Origin of the sequence: Curtobacterium sp. PhB172 (genome assembly GCF_003752545.1) — a bacterium.
Classification (GTDB): domain Bacteria; phylum Actinomycetota; class Actinomycetes; order Actinomycetales; family Microbacteriaceae; genus Curtobacterium.
The window spans coordinates 48,143-62,744 of sequence record NZ_RKIF01000001.1 but is presented as its reverse complement, the minus strand read 5'-3'; the positions used below and the strand labels follow the sequence as shown (position 1 = coordinate 62,744).

At 70.8% G+C, this 14,602-nt stretch carries 12 protein-coding genes; 8 read left to right on the top strand and 4 right to left on the bottom strand.

Features of this window, described 5'->3' with window-relative positions:
• The first annotated feature begins 39 nt into the window (after positions 1-39).
• The 3 genes from EDF42_RS00305 (at position 40) to EDF42_RS19320 (ending at position 3,069) form a co-directional block, all read left to right on the top strand.
• Entirely contained in the window at positions 40-915 is an 876-nt protein-coding gene (locus EDF42_RS00305) for an SMP-30/gluconolactonase/LRE family protein (RefSeq protein WP_395864874.1), read from the top strand.
• Positions 916-922: 7 nt separating this feature from the next.
• Complete coding sequence (gene rlmC / locus EDF42_RS00300; protein WP_123671138.1) at positions 923-2,074, top strand: 23S rRNA (uracil(747)-C(5))-methyltransferase RlmC; 1,152 nt, start codon at positions 923-925, stop codon at positions 2,072-2,074.
• 302 nt (positions 2,075-2,376) lie between these two features.
• Positions 2,377-3,069, top strand: coding sequence for a transglycosylase family protein (locus EDF42_RS19320; protein ID WP_123339128.1), 693 nt, complete (start codon positions 2,377-2,379; stop codon positions 3,067-3,069).
• 84 nt (positions 3,070-3,153) lie between these two features.
• Here the strand turns inward: EDF42_RS19320 and EDF42_RS00290 are convergent, their stop codons facing one another.
• Positions 3,154-4,194, bottom strand: coding sequence for an LCP family protein (locus EDF42_RS00290; RefSeq protein ID WP_123339127.1), 1,041 nt, complete (start codon positions 4,192-4,194; stop codon positions 3,154-3,156).
• Between the two features lie 78 nt (positions 4,195-4,272).
• A complete protein-coding gene (locus EDF42_RS00285; RefSeq protein WP_123339126.1) occupies positions 4,273-4,686 on the bottom strand; it encodes a MarR family winged helix-turn-helix transcriptional regulator in 414 nt (137 codons plus the stop codon).
• Between the two features lie 88 nt (positions 4,687-4,774).
• On the opposite strand from EDF42_RS00285, the gene EDF42_RS00280 reads away from it, so the two are divergent.
• On the top strand, positions 4,775-6,898 hold the full coding sequence (locus EDF42_RS00280; RefSeq protein ID WP_123339125.1) for an efflux RND transporter permease subunit: 2,124 nt from the start codon (positions 4,775-4,777) through the stop codon (positions 6,896-6,898).
• A 12-nt stretch (positions 6,899-6,910) separates the two neighbouring features.
• Entirely contained in the window at positions 6,911-7,561 is a 651-nt protein-coding gene (locus tag EDF42_RS00275; protein WP_123339124.1) for a GntR family transcriptional regulator, read from the top strand.
• Positions 7,562-7,687: 126 nt separating this feature from the next.
• On the opposite strand, the gene EDF42_RS00270 is transcribed toward EDF42_RS00275, so the two are convergent.
• A complete protein-coding gene (locus EDF42_RS00270) occupies positions 7,688-8,464 on the bottom strand; it encodes an IclR family transcriptional regulator (protein WP_123294849.1) in 777 nt (258 codons plus the stop codon).
• A 29-nt stretch (positions 8,465-8,493) separates the two neighbouring features.
• On the bottom strand, positions 8,494-10,740 hold the full coding sequence (locus EDF42_RS00265) for an FAD-dependent oxidoreductase (RefSeq protein WP_123671137.1): 2,247 nt from the start codon (positions 10,738-10,740) through the stop codon (positions 8,494-8,496).
• A 108-nt stretch (positions 10,741-10,848) separates the two neighbouring features.
• Here EDF42_RS00265 and EDF42_RS00260 point away from each other — a divergent pair, with 108 nt between their 5' ends.
• The 3 genes from EDF42_RS00260 (at position 10,849) to EDF42_RS00250 (ending at position 14,602) form a co-directional block, all read left to right on the top strand.
• Entirely contained in the window at positions 10,849-12,201 is a 1,353-nt protein-coding gene (locus tag EDF42_RS00260; RefSeq protein WP_123671136.1) for an MFS transporter, read from the top strand.
• Between the two features lie 89 nt (positions 12,202-12,290).
• Positions 12,291-13,784, top strand: a complete 1,494-nt coding sequence (locus tag EDF42_RS00255) for an LCP family protein (protein ID WP_123671135.1) — start codon at positions 12,291-12,293, stop codon at positions 13,782-13,784.
• A 35-nt stretch (positions 13,785-13,819) separates the two neighbouring features.
• Positions 13,820-14,602, top strand: a complete 783-nt coding sequence (locus EDF42_RS00250) for an endonuclease/exonuclease/phosphatase family protein (RefSeq protein ID WP_123671134.1) — start codon at positions 13,820-13,822, stop codon at positions 14,600-14,602.

Below are 14,602 nucleotides of genomic sequence, written 5' to 3'. Positions count from 1 at the left end.
GAACGTAGGGTGGGGACACCGTTCGAAGGAGAACCCGTGCTGCTCGACGACCTCGTACCGGACCCTGACGCGCTCGAGCGCATCGCCACCGGCAGCACGTGGGCCGAGGGACCCTGCTGGATCCCGGCGTCCCGCACCCTGCGCTGGTCGGACATCCCCGGCGATCGGATCCTGCAGTGGCACGCCGACTCCGGCGAGACCTCCGCGTACGCCGAGGGCGTCGAGTTCACCAACGGCCGGACCCTCGACCGCGACGGCAGCGTCGTCCAGTGCTCGCACGGGCTCCGGCGGGTGGAGCGGGACCGCGACGGCGTCGTCACGCCGATCGTCGACGCCTGGGCCGGCGGGCGGTTCAACTCGCCGAACGACGTCGTCGTCGCCCGGGACGGCAGCGTGTGGTTCACCGACCCGGCCTACGGCATCACCCAGCCGCGCGAAGGCCACCCCGGCGTGCGCGAGTACGGCGACCACTGGGCGTTCCGCTGCGGACCGTCCGGCGAGGACCTGCGCCCCGTCGCGACCGACGTCGACGAGCCGAACGGCCTGGCCTTCGACCCGTCCGAGCAGGTCCTCTACATCGCGAGCTCATCGGGGGACGAACCCGTGATCCGCGCCTACGACCGCGGCGGTGACGGCGGCGACCTGCTCAAGAACGGCCGGGTGTTCGTGCGACTCGAGCCGGGCGAGGGCGCACCGGACGGCATCCGGGTCGACGTGCACGGCAACGTGTGGTCGTCGTCGCACCGTGGCGTCGTCGTGTTCGACCCCTCGGGCGAGCGGATCGGCGAGGTGGCCGTCCCCGAGGTGACGTCGAACCTGTGCTTCGGCGGCGACGACGGCACGACGCTGTTCTTGACGGCGACGACGTCGGTCTACCGGATCGCCACGACGACGCGGGACGCTGCCGTATCCTGACTCGGCCATGCAGTGCGACTACTTCGACCGCGGGGTGTGCCGGTCCTGCACGCTCATGGGGCAGCCCTACGCCGACCAGCTCCTCGACAAGGAGCTCCGCACCCGCGAACTCCTGCACGACGCCGTCGAGGCAGCTGGTGGCCCCGGAGCCGTCACGTGGTCACCGGCGATCACGAGCCCCGAGTCCGGGTACCGGAACAAGGCGAAGATGGTGGTCGGCGGCTCGACCGAGCACCCGACCGTCGGCATCCTCGACCACCGGCAGCGTGGCGTCGACCTGCGGCACTGCGGGATCTGCACGCCCGGCATCCGACACGCGCTGCCCCTGCTCGCCGACTTCGTCCAGACCGCGGGGCTGATCCCGTACGACGTCGCTGCCCGACGCGGCGAGCTGAAGTACGTCCTGGTCACCGAGTCGCCCGACGGCGAACTGATGGTGCGGTTCGTCCTGCGGTCCGAGGGGCAGGTGGCTCGGATCCGGCAGTACCTCGATGTGCTGCGCGACGCCCTGCCGAACGTGGTGGTCGTCACGGTGAACCTGCTTCCCGAGCACAAGGCCGTGACCGAGGGGGACCGGGAGATCGTGCTCACCGAGCAGGAGACGCTGCCGATGCGCCTCGGCGGGATCACGATGCACCTGCGGCCGCAGAGCTTCTTCCAGACCAACACCGTCGTCGCCACCGAGCTGTACGCGCAGGCCTCGGCGTGGATCGACGAGCTCGACCCGGCGTCGATGTGGGACCTGTACTGCGGCGTGGGCGGGTTCGCCCTGCACGCTGCGCGACCGGGACGAGCGGTGACGGGCATCGAGACGAGTGCCGAGGCGATCCGTTCGGCGAAGCAGTCCGCGCGCGAGGCCGGGCTCGAGGGGCTCCGGTTCGCCGCCGACGACGCCACCGAGCACGCACTCCGCGCCCGACCCGACACGGTGCCCGAGCTCGTCCTGGTGAACCCGCCACGACGCGGGATCGGCGAGGCGCTGTCGACCTGGCTCGAGGAATCCGACGTGCAGCACGTCGTCTACTCGAGCTGCAACCCCGTGACCCTGGCGAAGGACCTCGCGCGCATGCCCTCGTTCCGGCTGCGCCGCGCGCGTGTGCTCGACATGTTCCCCCAGACCGGCCATCTCGAGGCCGTCACGCTGCTGTCGCGGGCGTGATCCGGGCCTCCCGACCGTCATTGCCAGGGAATTGCCAAGGTGACGTACCCGGGTACGGGTCGATGACCATGGCCATGGGCATCGAGGCGTACAGGTTCGGGTGCGGGGTACGTAGCACCAATGGGTAGAACCGTTTGTCTCGGTTTGATAACGGTGAAGAGTTTCCTATGGTTGCCGACCGAGGTGCCGCCGGCCCGATGACCACTGCCCCCGGTGGCGCACCCCACAACTGACCGCGATCGGTCGGGGTGGGCAGTGGATTCCGCGTTCGAAGCGGCTCGTGACCCCGGTGGAGCAATCACATGAAGAAGCTTTCCCGTACCCGCACCATCGTCGGCGGCCTCGCGTTCGCCGGCATCGCCGCGACCGGTGTCGGCCTCGCGGCAACCCCCGCGAACGCTGCGTCCGGCTCGACCTGGGACGCCCTCGCGCAGTGCGAGTCCGGCGGCAACTGGGCCATCAACACCGGCAACGGCTACTACGGCGGCCTGCAGTTCAACCTCGGCACCTGGCAGGCGAACGGTGGCGTCGGCAGCCCCGCCGGCGCGAGCCGCGAGGCCCAGATCGCCGTCGCCGAGCGTGTCCTCGCCACGCAGGGCTGGGGCGCCTGGCCGGCCTGCTCGGCCCAGCTCGGACTGAGCGGCACGAGCGGTGCCGCACCGGCCGCCGCTGCTCCGGCTCCGGCAGCCCCCGCTGCTCCGGCCCCGACGCAGCAGGCCGCACCGGCTCCCGCTGCCCCGGAGCAGGCCGCACCGAGTACCCCGGCGCCGGCACCCGCGCAGGAGGCCGCCCCGGCAGCCACCACGCCGAGCAAGCCCGCCGCCGTGAAGACGAGCGGCAAGACCTACACCATCGCGTCGGGCGACACGCTCGACACCATCGCCACCAAGCTCAAGATCGACGGTGGCTGGAACAAGCTGTGGGCCGCGAACACGTCGACCATCGACGACGCGAACCTCATCTACTCGGGCCAGGTGCTGCAGCTCCCCGCCTGATCGTTCCACCGAACACGACGACGCCCCGCGACCTCGGTCGCGGGGCGTCGTCGTGCGTGGTGCGTGTCGAGAGGGTCGGGAGCGCTACTGCTGGTTGTCGGCCAACCAGGCCGCGACGTCGTCGGACCGCAGCGCCTGTGACAGCGAGCCGACCGCCAGGTCGTTGAGTGTCACGTAGGACTGCCCGTCCGGAGACGTCCCGGACCCCGCAGTCGGCACCGTGAACGTCTTGAGGTCGTCGGTCCGGACGTCGCGCAGTGACCACCCGAGGCCGACGAGGGTCGGGAAGGTCAGTCCGGCATCGACCGCCAGGTGCTCGCTCGTGGCGGTCACGAAGTCCTGGATGCGCCCGGGGTTCGTGATCGTGCCGCGGGAGAGCAACTCGCCGACGACCCCGCGCATGAACGCCTGTTGGTTCCGCACACGGGTGTGGTCGGCGTCGGCGAACGAGTACCGCTCGCGCACGAAGGCGAGTGCGGCGTCGCCGTCGAGCCGGTTCGCGCCGGCGACGAACTCGTGCTTCCCTGCGGCGAACGCCTGCCCGGAGTCGACCGTGACACCGCCGAGGGCGTCGGTCATGTCCTTGAACCCGGTGAAGTCGATCTCGGCGACGTGGTCGATGCGGACGTCGAGCAGCTGCTCGACGGTCTGCACGGTGAGCGGGATGCCGCCCCACGCGTACGCGGCGTTGATCTTGGCGCTCCCGTGACCCGGCACGTCGACCCACGAGTCACGCATGATCGACATCAGGTACACGGCCTGCCGGTCGGCCGGGACGTGCGCGAGCATCAGGGTGTCCGAACGGCCACCGGCCTCGGATGGCTTGCCGTCCGGTCCGCGTGCAGCTCGTGAGTCGGACCCGATGAGCAGGATGTTCTCGCCGCCGGACGCAGCCGGTCGGGTCCCGCTCGGGAACGGGTTCGCGATCGTGTCGTGGCGGGCGTCGAAGCTGCGCGCCAGGCCGCCGACGAAGATGCTCGCGACGACGGCGATCACGGTGGCGATGCCGATCAGCGAGCCGACCGTCGCGAGCAGTGCGACGAGGAACGGGCGTCGGCGCCGCGGGTGGCGTCCGCTTCGGGTGGCGGTGTCGGCGGCCAGGCGGGCCGCCCGTCGTTCGGACATGGGGGACTCCAACGGGTTCGCGTCGGCGTGCCACCGACCGACCCATCGTACCTCATGTGGTATTTCAGGTACAGCGTGTCAGTGTCCCGGTTGCCGTGCCTTCTCGAGCAGTTCCGTGAGGGCCGTCCGCAGTGCCGGATCGTCCGGCAGGACCTCGCGCTCGATGTGCCGAGCGGTCTCCCATGCTCGGCGTCCGTGATCGGTCACGGTCACGAGGCGCCGGCGTCGGTCGTCGGGGTGTGGGGTGCGCTCGACCAGGCCGTCCCGCTCCATGCGCTCGAGGGTCCGTGACATCGTCTGCGGCTGCACCCGTGCCGTGCGGGCGATCGTGTCGGCGCCGGTGGGGCCCGTGCGGATCAGGATGTCGACCGCGATGAGGGCTGCGTGCGGAAGCCCGATGGCGCGGAGGCGTTCATCCCAGTCCCGCTCGACCGAGCGTGCCGCGGCCGACAGCAGCCGGCCGAGGGGCCACTGCTCGGTCGTGTCGTCCATGCGCGCAGTCTACGGTCGACACCGATCGTGATCCGCGTCGCGACCGTCTAGTAATCAGCATGCTGACGACCGGTGTACGCTCACCGTCGTGTCCCGCTTCCTCCGCATCGTCCTCCCTGCGCTCGTCATCGTGGTCTGGCTCGCGATCGCCTCCGTCGGTGGTCCGTACTTCGGCAAGATCTCCGAGGTGTCGACGAACGACCAGACCTCGTTCCTGCCAGCATCGGCCGACGCCACCAAGGTGCAGGAGCGGTCGTCGGAGTTCCGACAGGAGTCGGGCGCACCCGCGATCATCGTGCTCGAGCGCGACGGCGGCATGTCCTCGTCCGACCTGACCGCGGCGAAGGGCCTCGCGACCCAGCTCGGTGACCGCGACGACGTCGAAGCCGTCAGCCCGGTGATCCCGAGCGAGGACGGCGACGCGGTGGAGATCGTCGCGACCCTCACCACGGCAGCCGACACCGGTGACGCGGTCGAGGCGATCCGCGCCGACGTCGACGACGCCCTGCCAGCCGGCATCAGCGGGTACGTCACCGGGCCCGCCGGGTTCACCGCCGACCTGACCGAGGCGTTCGCCGGCATCGACGGCCTGCTGCTCGGGGTGGCGCTCGCCGCGGTCTTCGTGATCCTGATCATCGTCTACCGGTCACCGCTGCTGCCGATCCTCGTGCTCGGCACCGCGACGTTCGCCCTGTGCGCCTCGATCCTCGTGGTGTGGTGGCTCGCGAAGGCAGACATCGTCACCGTGAACGGCCAGGTGCAGGGGATCCTGTCGATCCTGGTGATCGGCGCCGCGACGGACTACGCACTGCTCTACACGGCGCGCTTCCGCGAGGCGCTGCGCGACCACCGCACCGGCTGGGGTGCGACGAAGGCGGCCCTGCGGGGGAGCCTCGAGCCGATCCTGGCCTCGGGCGGCACCGTCATCGTGGGCGTGCTCTGCCTGCTGCTCTCCGACCTCAACTCGAACAAGGCGCTCGGTCCCGTCGCCGCGATCGGCATCGCGTTCAGCCTGTTGGCCGCCCTGTCGCTGCTGCCCGCTCTGCTGCTCGCGTTCCGTCGCGCTGCGTTCTGGCCGCTCCGTCCCGCGTACGGCAGCGCCCACCCGGTGCTCACCGGACCGGACGCGCGCGGCATCTGGGCCCGCGTCGGTCGGCTCGTCGCCAAGCGTTCCCGGGTGGTGTGGATCGTCTGCACGGTCGGGCTGCTCGCGATGGGCACGGGCCTGGTCGGGCTCAAGGCCGACGGGGTCCCGCAGAGCGACCTGGTCATCGGGGCCTCGCAGGCACGCGACGGGCAGGACGTCCTGGCCGACCACTTCCCCGGCGGCTCGGGCAGCCCGGCGCAGGTCATCGGGTCGGAGCGCGACCTCGACGCACTCGTCGACGCCGTCACGGGGGTCGACGGGGTCGACGGGGTCGTCGCGGCCGCGAAGGACGCACCGTCCGGCACGGTGCCCGTGACGGGCGACTCGACCTCGAGCGGCGGCGCCGCCGCTCCGACGGTGTCGCGGGGCGACGTGCTGCTCGAGGCCACGCTGTCCGACCCCGCCGACTCCGACGCCGCGGAACAGACGGTCCGCGACCTCCGCACCGCTGTCGAACGGGTCGATCCCGGCGCGGTCGTCGGCGGCGTCACCGCGACGGCCGTCGACACGAACGACACCGGGATCCGCGACCGCACGCTGATCATCCCCGTGGTGCTGGTCGTCATCCTGCTCATCCTGATGCTCCTGCTCCGCAGCGTCGTCGCCCCGCTCGTGCTCATCGGCAGCGTGATCGTGTCGTTCGCCGCAGCCCTCGGCGTCGGAGCGCTCGTGTTCGACCACGTGTTCCACTTCCCCGGCGCGGACCCGAGCGTGCCGCTGTACTCGTTCGTGTTCCTCGTCGCGCTCGGGGTGGACTACAACATCTTCCTCATGACGCGGGTGCGGGAAGAGGCGCTGCGGCACGGTCCGCACGAGGGGGTCCTGCGCGGACTCGGGGTCACCGGCGGGGTGATCACCTCGGCGGGCGTGGTGCTCGCGGCGACGTTCGCGGCCCTCGGCGTCATCCCGATCCTGTTCCTCGTGCAGATCGCGTTCGTCGTGGCGTTCGGCGTCCTGCTCGACACGATCGTCGTCCGTTCGCTGCTCGTGCCGGCGATCGCGTACGACCTCGGTCGGCGGGCCTGGTGGCCGTCGCGCCTCTCGCGCGCGAACCATCACATGTGACACGCTGGGTGCATGCCAGTTCCTTCGACGCAGCCCGCCGCCGAGCGCAAGCTCCTCCGTGACACCGTGCAGGACAAGATCCGCGACGCGATCATGGACGGCACGCTGGAGCCCGGCGAGCGGCTCAACGACGACGACCTGATCGCGTGGCTCGGGGTCTCCCGCACCCCGATCCGCGAGGCACTGGCGGAACTCGCCCGCGCCGGCCTGATCGAGATGGCACCGAACCGCTACACCCGTGTGGCGGCCCCGACGAAGGACGAGCTCCTCGACGCCTACCGCACGCTCGGCGTCATCTACGGGGGCGTCGTGCGCCTGGCGGTGCCCAACTTCACCGAGCCGCAGCGCAAGAAGATCGTGAAGATGCTCGACGACGTCATCGCGCGGGTCGGCGCCGACGAGCAGGACCAGGTCGCCCGCAACGGCGCCGACATCTACTCGCAGTGGGCGGACGCCTGCGGCAACCCGTCGCTCGTGCAGCTCTGCCGGTCGACCACCGACGGGCTGTCCTTCAAGCTCCGGGTCCCCGAACTCGCCGAGCTGATCCCGGCCGCGGTGATCCTGCCCGAGCTCGCCAACCTCAAGGCAGCCGTCCTGGCGAAGGACCCGATCGCGGCCGAGCTCGCGATGGAGGCCATCCACCTGCTGCCGTCGCGCGCGTAGCGCCCCGCGCTCACGCGCGTCTCGGGCGCGAAAGCGACAGATGTCCGCGAACATTCCGCGGCAGACTGTCGCTTTCGCGGGAATCCCGTCCCGTCGGGCGGCGGGCGACGGGCCGCGACGCCCGCGTCAGTGCGCGACGGCGCTGATCATCCCGAGACCGACGCTGATGCGGTCGGCGACCTCGATGAGGTCCTCGGCGAGGGAGTCCAGGTCGCGGTCACGCAACTGCGTCAGGCGCCCCGAGATCGACAGCGCCGCCGCGATCCGCCCCGAGGCGTTGCGGATCGGTGCCGCGATGCAGAACCGGCCGAGCGCGAGCTCCTGGTTCTCCTCGCACCAGCCGCGCTTCGCCGAGGCGGCGAGATCGGCCGTCAGGGCGTCGTGCGTGGTGATCGTGTGGTCGGTGTACCGGGCCAGGTCGTCCCCGAGCAGCGAGCGCCGTTCGTCCGGCGACAGGTCGAGCATCAGCGCCTTGCCGAGTGCGGACGCGTGCATCGGCTGCCGCATCCCGATCATCGTGTGCGACTTCGGCGCGAGCGACCCCTCGAAGTGGCAGAGGTAGATGCACGACGCGGCGTCCTGCACGCCGACGTTGGCAGTCAGCCCGACGCGGTGCGCGAGTTCCTGCGCCGCCGAGCGGCTCTCGCGGTGCACCGGGTTGTGGTTGAGCCCCTGGCTGGCGAGCTCGAGCACGGCCCGGCCGACCGAGTACGCCTGGGTCTCCGGGTCGCGTCGGACGTACTCGAGCGACTCGAGCGTCGCCAGGAGCCGGCCCGTGGTCGAGGTCCCCAGCCCGATCGCCCGCGCGATGTCGGAGGCGCGCACCGCGCCGTCGGACGCGCCGAGCGCACCGAGGACCGCTGCGGCTCGCTCGATGCTCTGGTTCGGAGGGGTGGTCGCCATCCCCTCATTCTGGCCCGTCCCGGCGCGTGTCAGGAGACCTTCACGGCGCTCGCGGTGACGAACGGGGATCCGTTCGTCGCGGTCACGACGACCCGCAGGGCCGCCGTGCGCACCGGATCGACGTCGTGGATGCGGTGGCGGTGCCGGTTCGCGTCGACCGCGGCGAGCGTCCGCCAGGTCCCGTCGACGCACGCCTCGATCCGGTAGTCGCGGGCGAGGGTGGGCACGGCGTCCCAGGGGGTGCGGTGGTGGTGCAGGTTGATGAGGTCGGCGTCGACGTCGTCGTTCCAGACGATGCGCACCTGGCGGACGTCGACGGGCTCCGCCCAGTCGAGCGCGAGCACGGCTGCGCCGGCACCCGCACCGGACGACCACATGTGCGGTCCGCCGAACGGGCGCTGGTGGCCGTCGCTGACCCGGGAGGCCCGCCACGCGTCCGTCTCGCCGGCTGCGGTGAACGCGAACGCGTGTCCGCGCAGGGCGCGCGCCTCCCAGTCCGTCACGGGCTGTCCGGACTCCTCGGGGATGTGGTCGTCGAACTGCTCGTCGTCGGCGGCGCGGGCGCGCAGGGCCATCACGCCGTAGGGGTGTCCGTCGGTCAGGACCAGGCGGACGCCGGGCTGCCGACGGACCACGACGACCGCGTTGCAGGGTGCGTCCGGGTGGAAGTCCAGATCGACGACCGCTTCGCCCGGTCCGGCGGCGACGGGTGCGGAGTGCGTGCTGACGTGGTCGATCGGGGCGTAGTTCTGGGGCTTGCCGGTGGTCCAGAGCTCGACGGTGAGGTCGGTGTCCTCGTCCGTCTCGGTGCGGAGCCGGAACTCGCCGAGCGCGGGGTCGGCGGGCAGGAGGACCGCGACGTCTCGGTCGAGGTCGAAGCGGTCGGCGGTCGCGAACGGCGTCGTGTCGATCGTGGTCAGCTCGCTGCTCGCGGTGATCCGGGCGGTGCGGGCCAGATCGGCGGGGTCGTCGGCGCGGACCCCGATGACCGGTGCGTCCTCGCGCAGCAGGGTCTGCTGCAGCAGGGCGATCTGCTCGGTGCCGAGGGAGCGTGGTGTCGTGCCGTGCCGGGCGACCAGGTGTGCGGCGGTGCCCGCTGCCTGCCCCTGGGCTGCGCAGGTGGCCATCACCCGGGTGGATCCGAACGCCACGTGCGACGCGGAGATGTCGCGGCCGGCGAACAGCAGGTTCGACACGTTCGCCGAGTACAGCGACCGGAACGGGATGTCGTAGGTGCCGTCGGTGTACCGCTGCTGGGCGCCGGCGGTCTCGGCGTAGACGCCCTCGACGGGGTGCAGGTCGATCGACCAACCGCCGAACGCCACCGTGTCGGGGAACGAGCGCTGCTCGAGCAGGTCCTGCTGCGTCAGGGTGTGGTCGCCGACGAACCGGCGGTACTCGCGCTTGCCGGGGATCGCGCCCACCCAGTCGAGCGTCAGGGTGTCCGCGTCGAACGCCCCCGAGTTCTTGATGTGGTCCCAGATGCCGTAGACGACACTCCAGAGTTCGTCGCGGATGCGTTCGTTCTCGGCGACGGTGTCGAGTGCGCCGCCCCACTCGATCCACCAGTAGTTGCAGCCGTTGTCGCCGGTCCGGATCGCCCGGTTCGCCAGGATCGGCGTCGTGGACAGGTCGACGGCGATCGACGGCGGGACGAACCGGTCGTACCGGCCGGTGTCGTGCGTCGAGAAGAAGACCGAGCTGCCCAGCAGTTCGTCGTCCGCCTGCTCGGGTGCCCAGGCTTCGCCGTGTTCGTCGCGGCCCTCGCGCCCGATGCGGTACTCGGCGCCGGCGAGGGCTCCGACGAGGCCGTCGCCCGTGCAGTCGAGGAACACCGGTGCCGTGAACGTCGTCTCGATCTCCGACCCCATGGTCCAGCCCGTGACGGCGGTGATGCGCGGTGGGCCGCCGGCGTCGTCCGTCGTCTGCACGGTCCGGACGTCGGTGTTGAGGTGGAGGTGCACGTTCGGCTCGGCCCGGACCAGGTCGAGCACCACCTGGTCCCAGTAGACCGCGTTGCCCTGCGGGTTCCGGTACTGGTTCTCGAGGAAGAGTTCGCCCATGATCCCGGTCTCGCGGGCGAACCGCTGCGTGCCGTGCGCCGTCGCGCCGACCACCCACACCCGGATCTCGCTCGAGGCGTTGCCGCCGAGGACCGGGCGGTTGGTGACGAGGGCGACGCTCGAGCCGAGGCGGGCGGCGGCGACGGCCGCGCTGACACCGGCGAGACCGCCGCCGACGACCACGACGTCGTGGTGCTGTTCACGGGATTGCATGCTCGGAACGGTATCACTCGGTGGCGCGTCTTTCCCACTGTGTGGCAATGCGTGCCCGACGAGTGCTATCGTCAACGAATTCTCGACAACGAAGTGTGAGGCCCACCCATGAGCGACGGAACCCGGACGCAACCCAGCGTCGATGCCGCCACCGCCCCCGACGTCCAGGTGGCCCTGGGCGACGACGCACGCCGCCAGGGCATGCGGAAGGTGATCGTCGCCGCGGGCGTCGGCCACTTCGTCGAGTGGTTCGACTTCGGCCTCTACGGCACGTTGGCGACCGTCATCTCGCTGTACTTCTTCAAGCAGGGCGACCCGCAGGTCGCACTGCTGTCGGCCTTCGCCGTGTTCGGTGCCGGCTTCGTGATGCGTCCGCTCGGCGGGTTGTTCTGGGGGTCGCTCGGTGACCGGGTCGGCCGGAAGACCACGCTGGCGACGGTCATCCTGATCACGAGCGGCGCGACCGCCGTGATGGGCATCCTGCCGACGTACCAGAGTGTCGGGATGCTCGCGCCGATCCTGCTCGTCGTGGTGCGGCTGGTGCAGGGCTTTGCCGCCGGTGGCGAGGGCGCCGGGGCGACGACGCTCCTGGCCGAGTACGCCCCGTCGAACCGGCGCGGCTTCGTGACGAGCTTCATCGACGTCTTCGGCTTCGCGGCGTTCATCGTCGGTGGCGGCCTGGTCTTCCTGTTCACGGCGCTCGCCGGCGACGGGGCACTCGAGTCGTGGGGCTGGCGTGTCCTGTTCCTGATCGCCGTGCCGCTCGGCCTGGTCGGGCTGTACCTGCGCACGAAGCTCGAGGACACCCCGGAGTTCCGCGCGCTCAAGGCCAAGGGGGAACTCGCGAAGAACCCGCTCCGCCGCTCGCTCCGGACCGGCTGGAAGGCCCTGCTCTTCTGCGTCGGGTTCGTCGTCCTCAAGGCCGTCGGCCACTGGATCCTGCAGACCTTCATGCCCTCGTACCTGCAGGTCGACCTCGGGTACTCGCCACTCGTGTCCTACGGCGTCGTCGTCATCGGGTTCCTGGTGATCGCCGGGCTCGTGCCGTTCTTCGGGCTGCTGTCGGACAAGATCGGTCGGAAGCCCGTCATGCTCGCCGGCTGCGCGGGGTTCCTGGTGCTGACCTACCCGACGCTCATGCTCATGGACGCCGGCAACTTCTGGGCCGCCGCAGCCGCGATGGTGCTGCTCGGACTGTTCATGGCGGCGTTCGACGGGGCGGTGAGCGCCGCGATGGCCGAACTGTTCCCGACCGCCATCCGCTACGGGTCGATGGGCATCGCCTACAACATCAGCGTCGCGGTCTTCGGCGGCATCACGCCGTACTTCGCCACGTGGCTGATCAGCGCGACGGGCAACACCTTCGCGCCGGCCTTCTACGTGATGGCGGCCGCCGCGATCACCGGCGTGACGGTGCTCCGGGCGCGCGAGACGAACAAGCAGGGGCTCGCTGCCGAGTGAGCTGCACGTGAGGGGTGTCGCAGGGGCTGTGGGGTGACCTTCCAGGCGGATTCCATGTCCCCTGCGCGCGCTCCGGTTATGGTTTCCCGGTGAGCAACGAACCCGAGCAGACGACGGAACCCGCGCGCCGCGGTGCCGTGACGCCGCGCCACGGGCGCCAGAAGCGACGAGCGGGCGTGGTGTTCCCGGCGATCGCGGGCGTGCTCACGATGGCGGTCCTGCTGAGTGGCGGGTACGCGGCCTACGCCTACAACCAGCTGTCCGGCGGCGTCACGATCGTCAACGCCATCACCGGCAAGAAGGACGACAAGAACGACGTCGACGGCCAGGCGCAGAACATCCTGCTCGTCGGGGACGACCACCGTCCGGACAACGCCACCCCCGAGCAGCTCGCCGAACTGAGCACCGAGTCGGACGGCGGGGCGACGAACACCGACACGATGATCGTCCTGCACATCAGCGCAGACGGTTCGCAGGCGACGATGATCTCGTTCCCCCGCGATTCGTACGTCGACATCCCCGACGTCGGCAAGGGCAAGCTCAACAGCGCCTTCTACTACGGCACGCTCAACGGTGGCGGCGACACCGGTGGGGCGAAGCTCCTCATCAAGACCATCGAGAACCTGAGCGGCCTGCAGATCGACCACTACGTGCGGGTCTCGCTGCTCGGCTTCTACCAGGTGGTCAAGGAGCTCGGTCCGATCGACGTCTGCCTGAACCAGGCCACCAACGATCCGTACTCCGGGGTCAACCTGCCCGCGGGCAAGTCCACGCTGGACGCCAAGCAGGCCCTGTCGTTCGTCCGCCAGCGCCACGGGCTGCCGAACGGGGACCTCGACCGCAACGTCCGGCAGCAGTACTTCCTGTCGCAGGAGGCACGGAAGGTCACCTCGGCGGGCACGCTGCTCAACCCGGTCAAGATGGGCAACATCCTGAAGGCCGTCGGGGGGGCGATCCAGACCGACACCAACCTGCTCGACCTCGCCTCGCAGATGAGCAACCTGCGGCCGGCCAACATCCAGTCCGCCACGATCCCGACGCTCGGGACGCCGACGATCTACGTCAACGGTTCCGCGCTGTCGATCGTCGAGATCGACACCGTCGGGCTGCCCGCCTTCGTGCAGGGACTGGTCGGCGAACCCGAGGCCTACACGAAGGCCGCGGCTGCGCAGCCGGCGAGCACCTCCGTCACGGTGCTGAACGGCAGCGGTGTCACGGGCGCGGCCGGCGCTGCCGGACAGGTCCTGACGAGTCGTGGGTTCCAGGTCGCACCGGCCGGTTCGTCCGCCACGACGACGACGACGCAGGTGCAGTACCCCGCCGGGCAGGAGTCGCAGGCGAAGGCCATAGCGGCGGTCGTGCCTGGTGCCGTCGCAGTCCGCACCGGTGCCGTGACCGGCGTCACGCTCGTCCTCGGTACCGACGGCAAGGCCCCGAAGGCCGCCAGCGAGCCGAGCGCGCCCGCCTCGACGCCTGCCGACACCGGCTCGGGGTCGAAGCCGTCCGAGCAGGCGAGCAAGGAGCCGGCGCCGAAGTCGACCGCGGTGCACAACTACGGCACCGAGGGCGCCTGCATCAACTGACGCCACCACGGAGCACGGGTCGCTAGGTTCGAGGGGTGAGCAGCGCAGCGCGTTCGATCGTCCTGATGACCTACAACATCAAGAACCCTGACCCGGAGCACGACTGGCCGGCACGGCTCCCCGTCCTCCTCGAGGTCATCCGCCGGCACGATCCGGACCTGGTGTGCGTGCAGGAGGCCTTCGCGCACCAGCTGGACGATCTGCGCGCCGGTCTGCCGGACCACGCGGACGTCGGGCAGGGGCGCGAGGGCGGCACCGCTGGGGAACACCCGGCGGTGTTCTACCGACGCGACCGGTTCCGACCGACGGACGAGGGTTCGTTCTGGCTGTCGGACACCCCGGACGAGCCGGTCTCGAACACGTGGGGCAGTCTGTTCCCCCGGATCGCGAACCACGCAGTGTTCCTGGACACCGACGGCCCGGCGGTCACGGTGCTCACCACGCACCTGGACCACGAAGCCGGCGAGCACGGCGACGAGGTGCGTGGGAGGAGTGCGGCGCTCATCGTCGAACGGCTCGCGCGGGAGACCGGTCCGGTCGTCGTCGCCGGGGACTGCAACGAGCCGGCCGGCGCCGGTACCGCGTCACGGGTGTTCGCGGACGCCGGGTTCGACGACACCTGGCTGCTCGCGGGCGACCCGGGGGACCGGACCGCGACGTTCAACGACTGGCAGCCGCCGGTGGACACCGGGGAGCGCATCGACTGGGTGCTGACCCGCGGGGTCGCCGGCGTCGACCGGGTCGTCATCGACCACGGGGGACCGGAGACGTGGTTCGCAAGCGATCACTTCCCGGTGATCGCGACGATCCGCGTGTGA

What these genes read in the sequence shown, in the direction of transcription:
- EDF42_RS19320 (WP_123339128.1), top strand. Translation starts at nt 2,377, where the DNA reads ATGAAGAAGCTTTCCCGTACCCGCACCATCGTCGGCGGCCTCGCGTTC.
- EDF42_RS00260 (WP_123671136.1), top strand. Translation starts at nt 10,849, where the DNA reads ATGAGCGACGGAACCCGGACGCAACCCAGCGTCGATGCCGCCACCGCC.
- rlmC (WP_123671138.1), top strand. Translation starts at nt 923, where the DNA reads ATGCAGTGCGACTACTTCGACCGCGGGGTGTGCCGGTCCTGCACGCTC.
- EDF42_RS00270 (WP_123294849.1), bottom strand. Translation starts at nt 8,464, where the DNA reads ATGGCGACCACCCCTCCGAACCAGAGCATCGAGCGAGCCGCAGCGGTC.
- EDF42_RS00265 (WP_123671137.1), bottom strand. Translation starts at nt 10,740, where the DNA reads ATGCAATCCCGTGAACAGCACCACGACGTCGTGGTCGTCGGCGGCGGT.
- EDF42_RS00290 (WP_123339127.1), bottom strand. Translation starts at nt 4,194, where the DNA reads ATGTCCGAACGACGGGCGGCCCGCCTGGCCGCCGACACCGCCACCCGA.
- EDF42_RS00275 (WP_123339124.1), top strand. Translation starts at nt 6,911, where the DNA reads ATGCCAGTTCCTTCGACGCAGCCCGCCGCCGAGCGCAAGCTCCTCCGT.
- EDF42_RS00285 (WP_123339126.1), bottom strand. Translation starts at nt 4,686, where the DNA reads ATGGACGACACGACCGAGCAGTGGCCCCTCGGCCGGCTGCTGTCGGCC.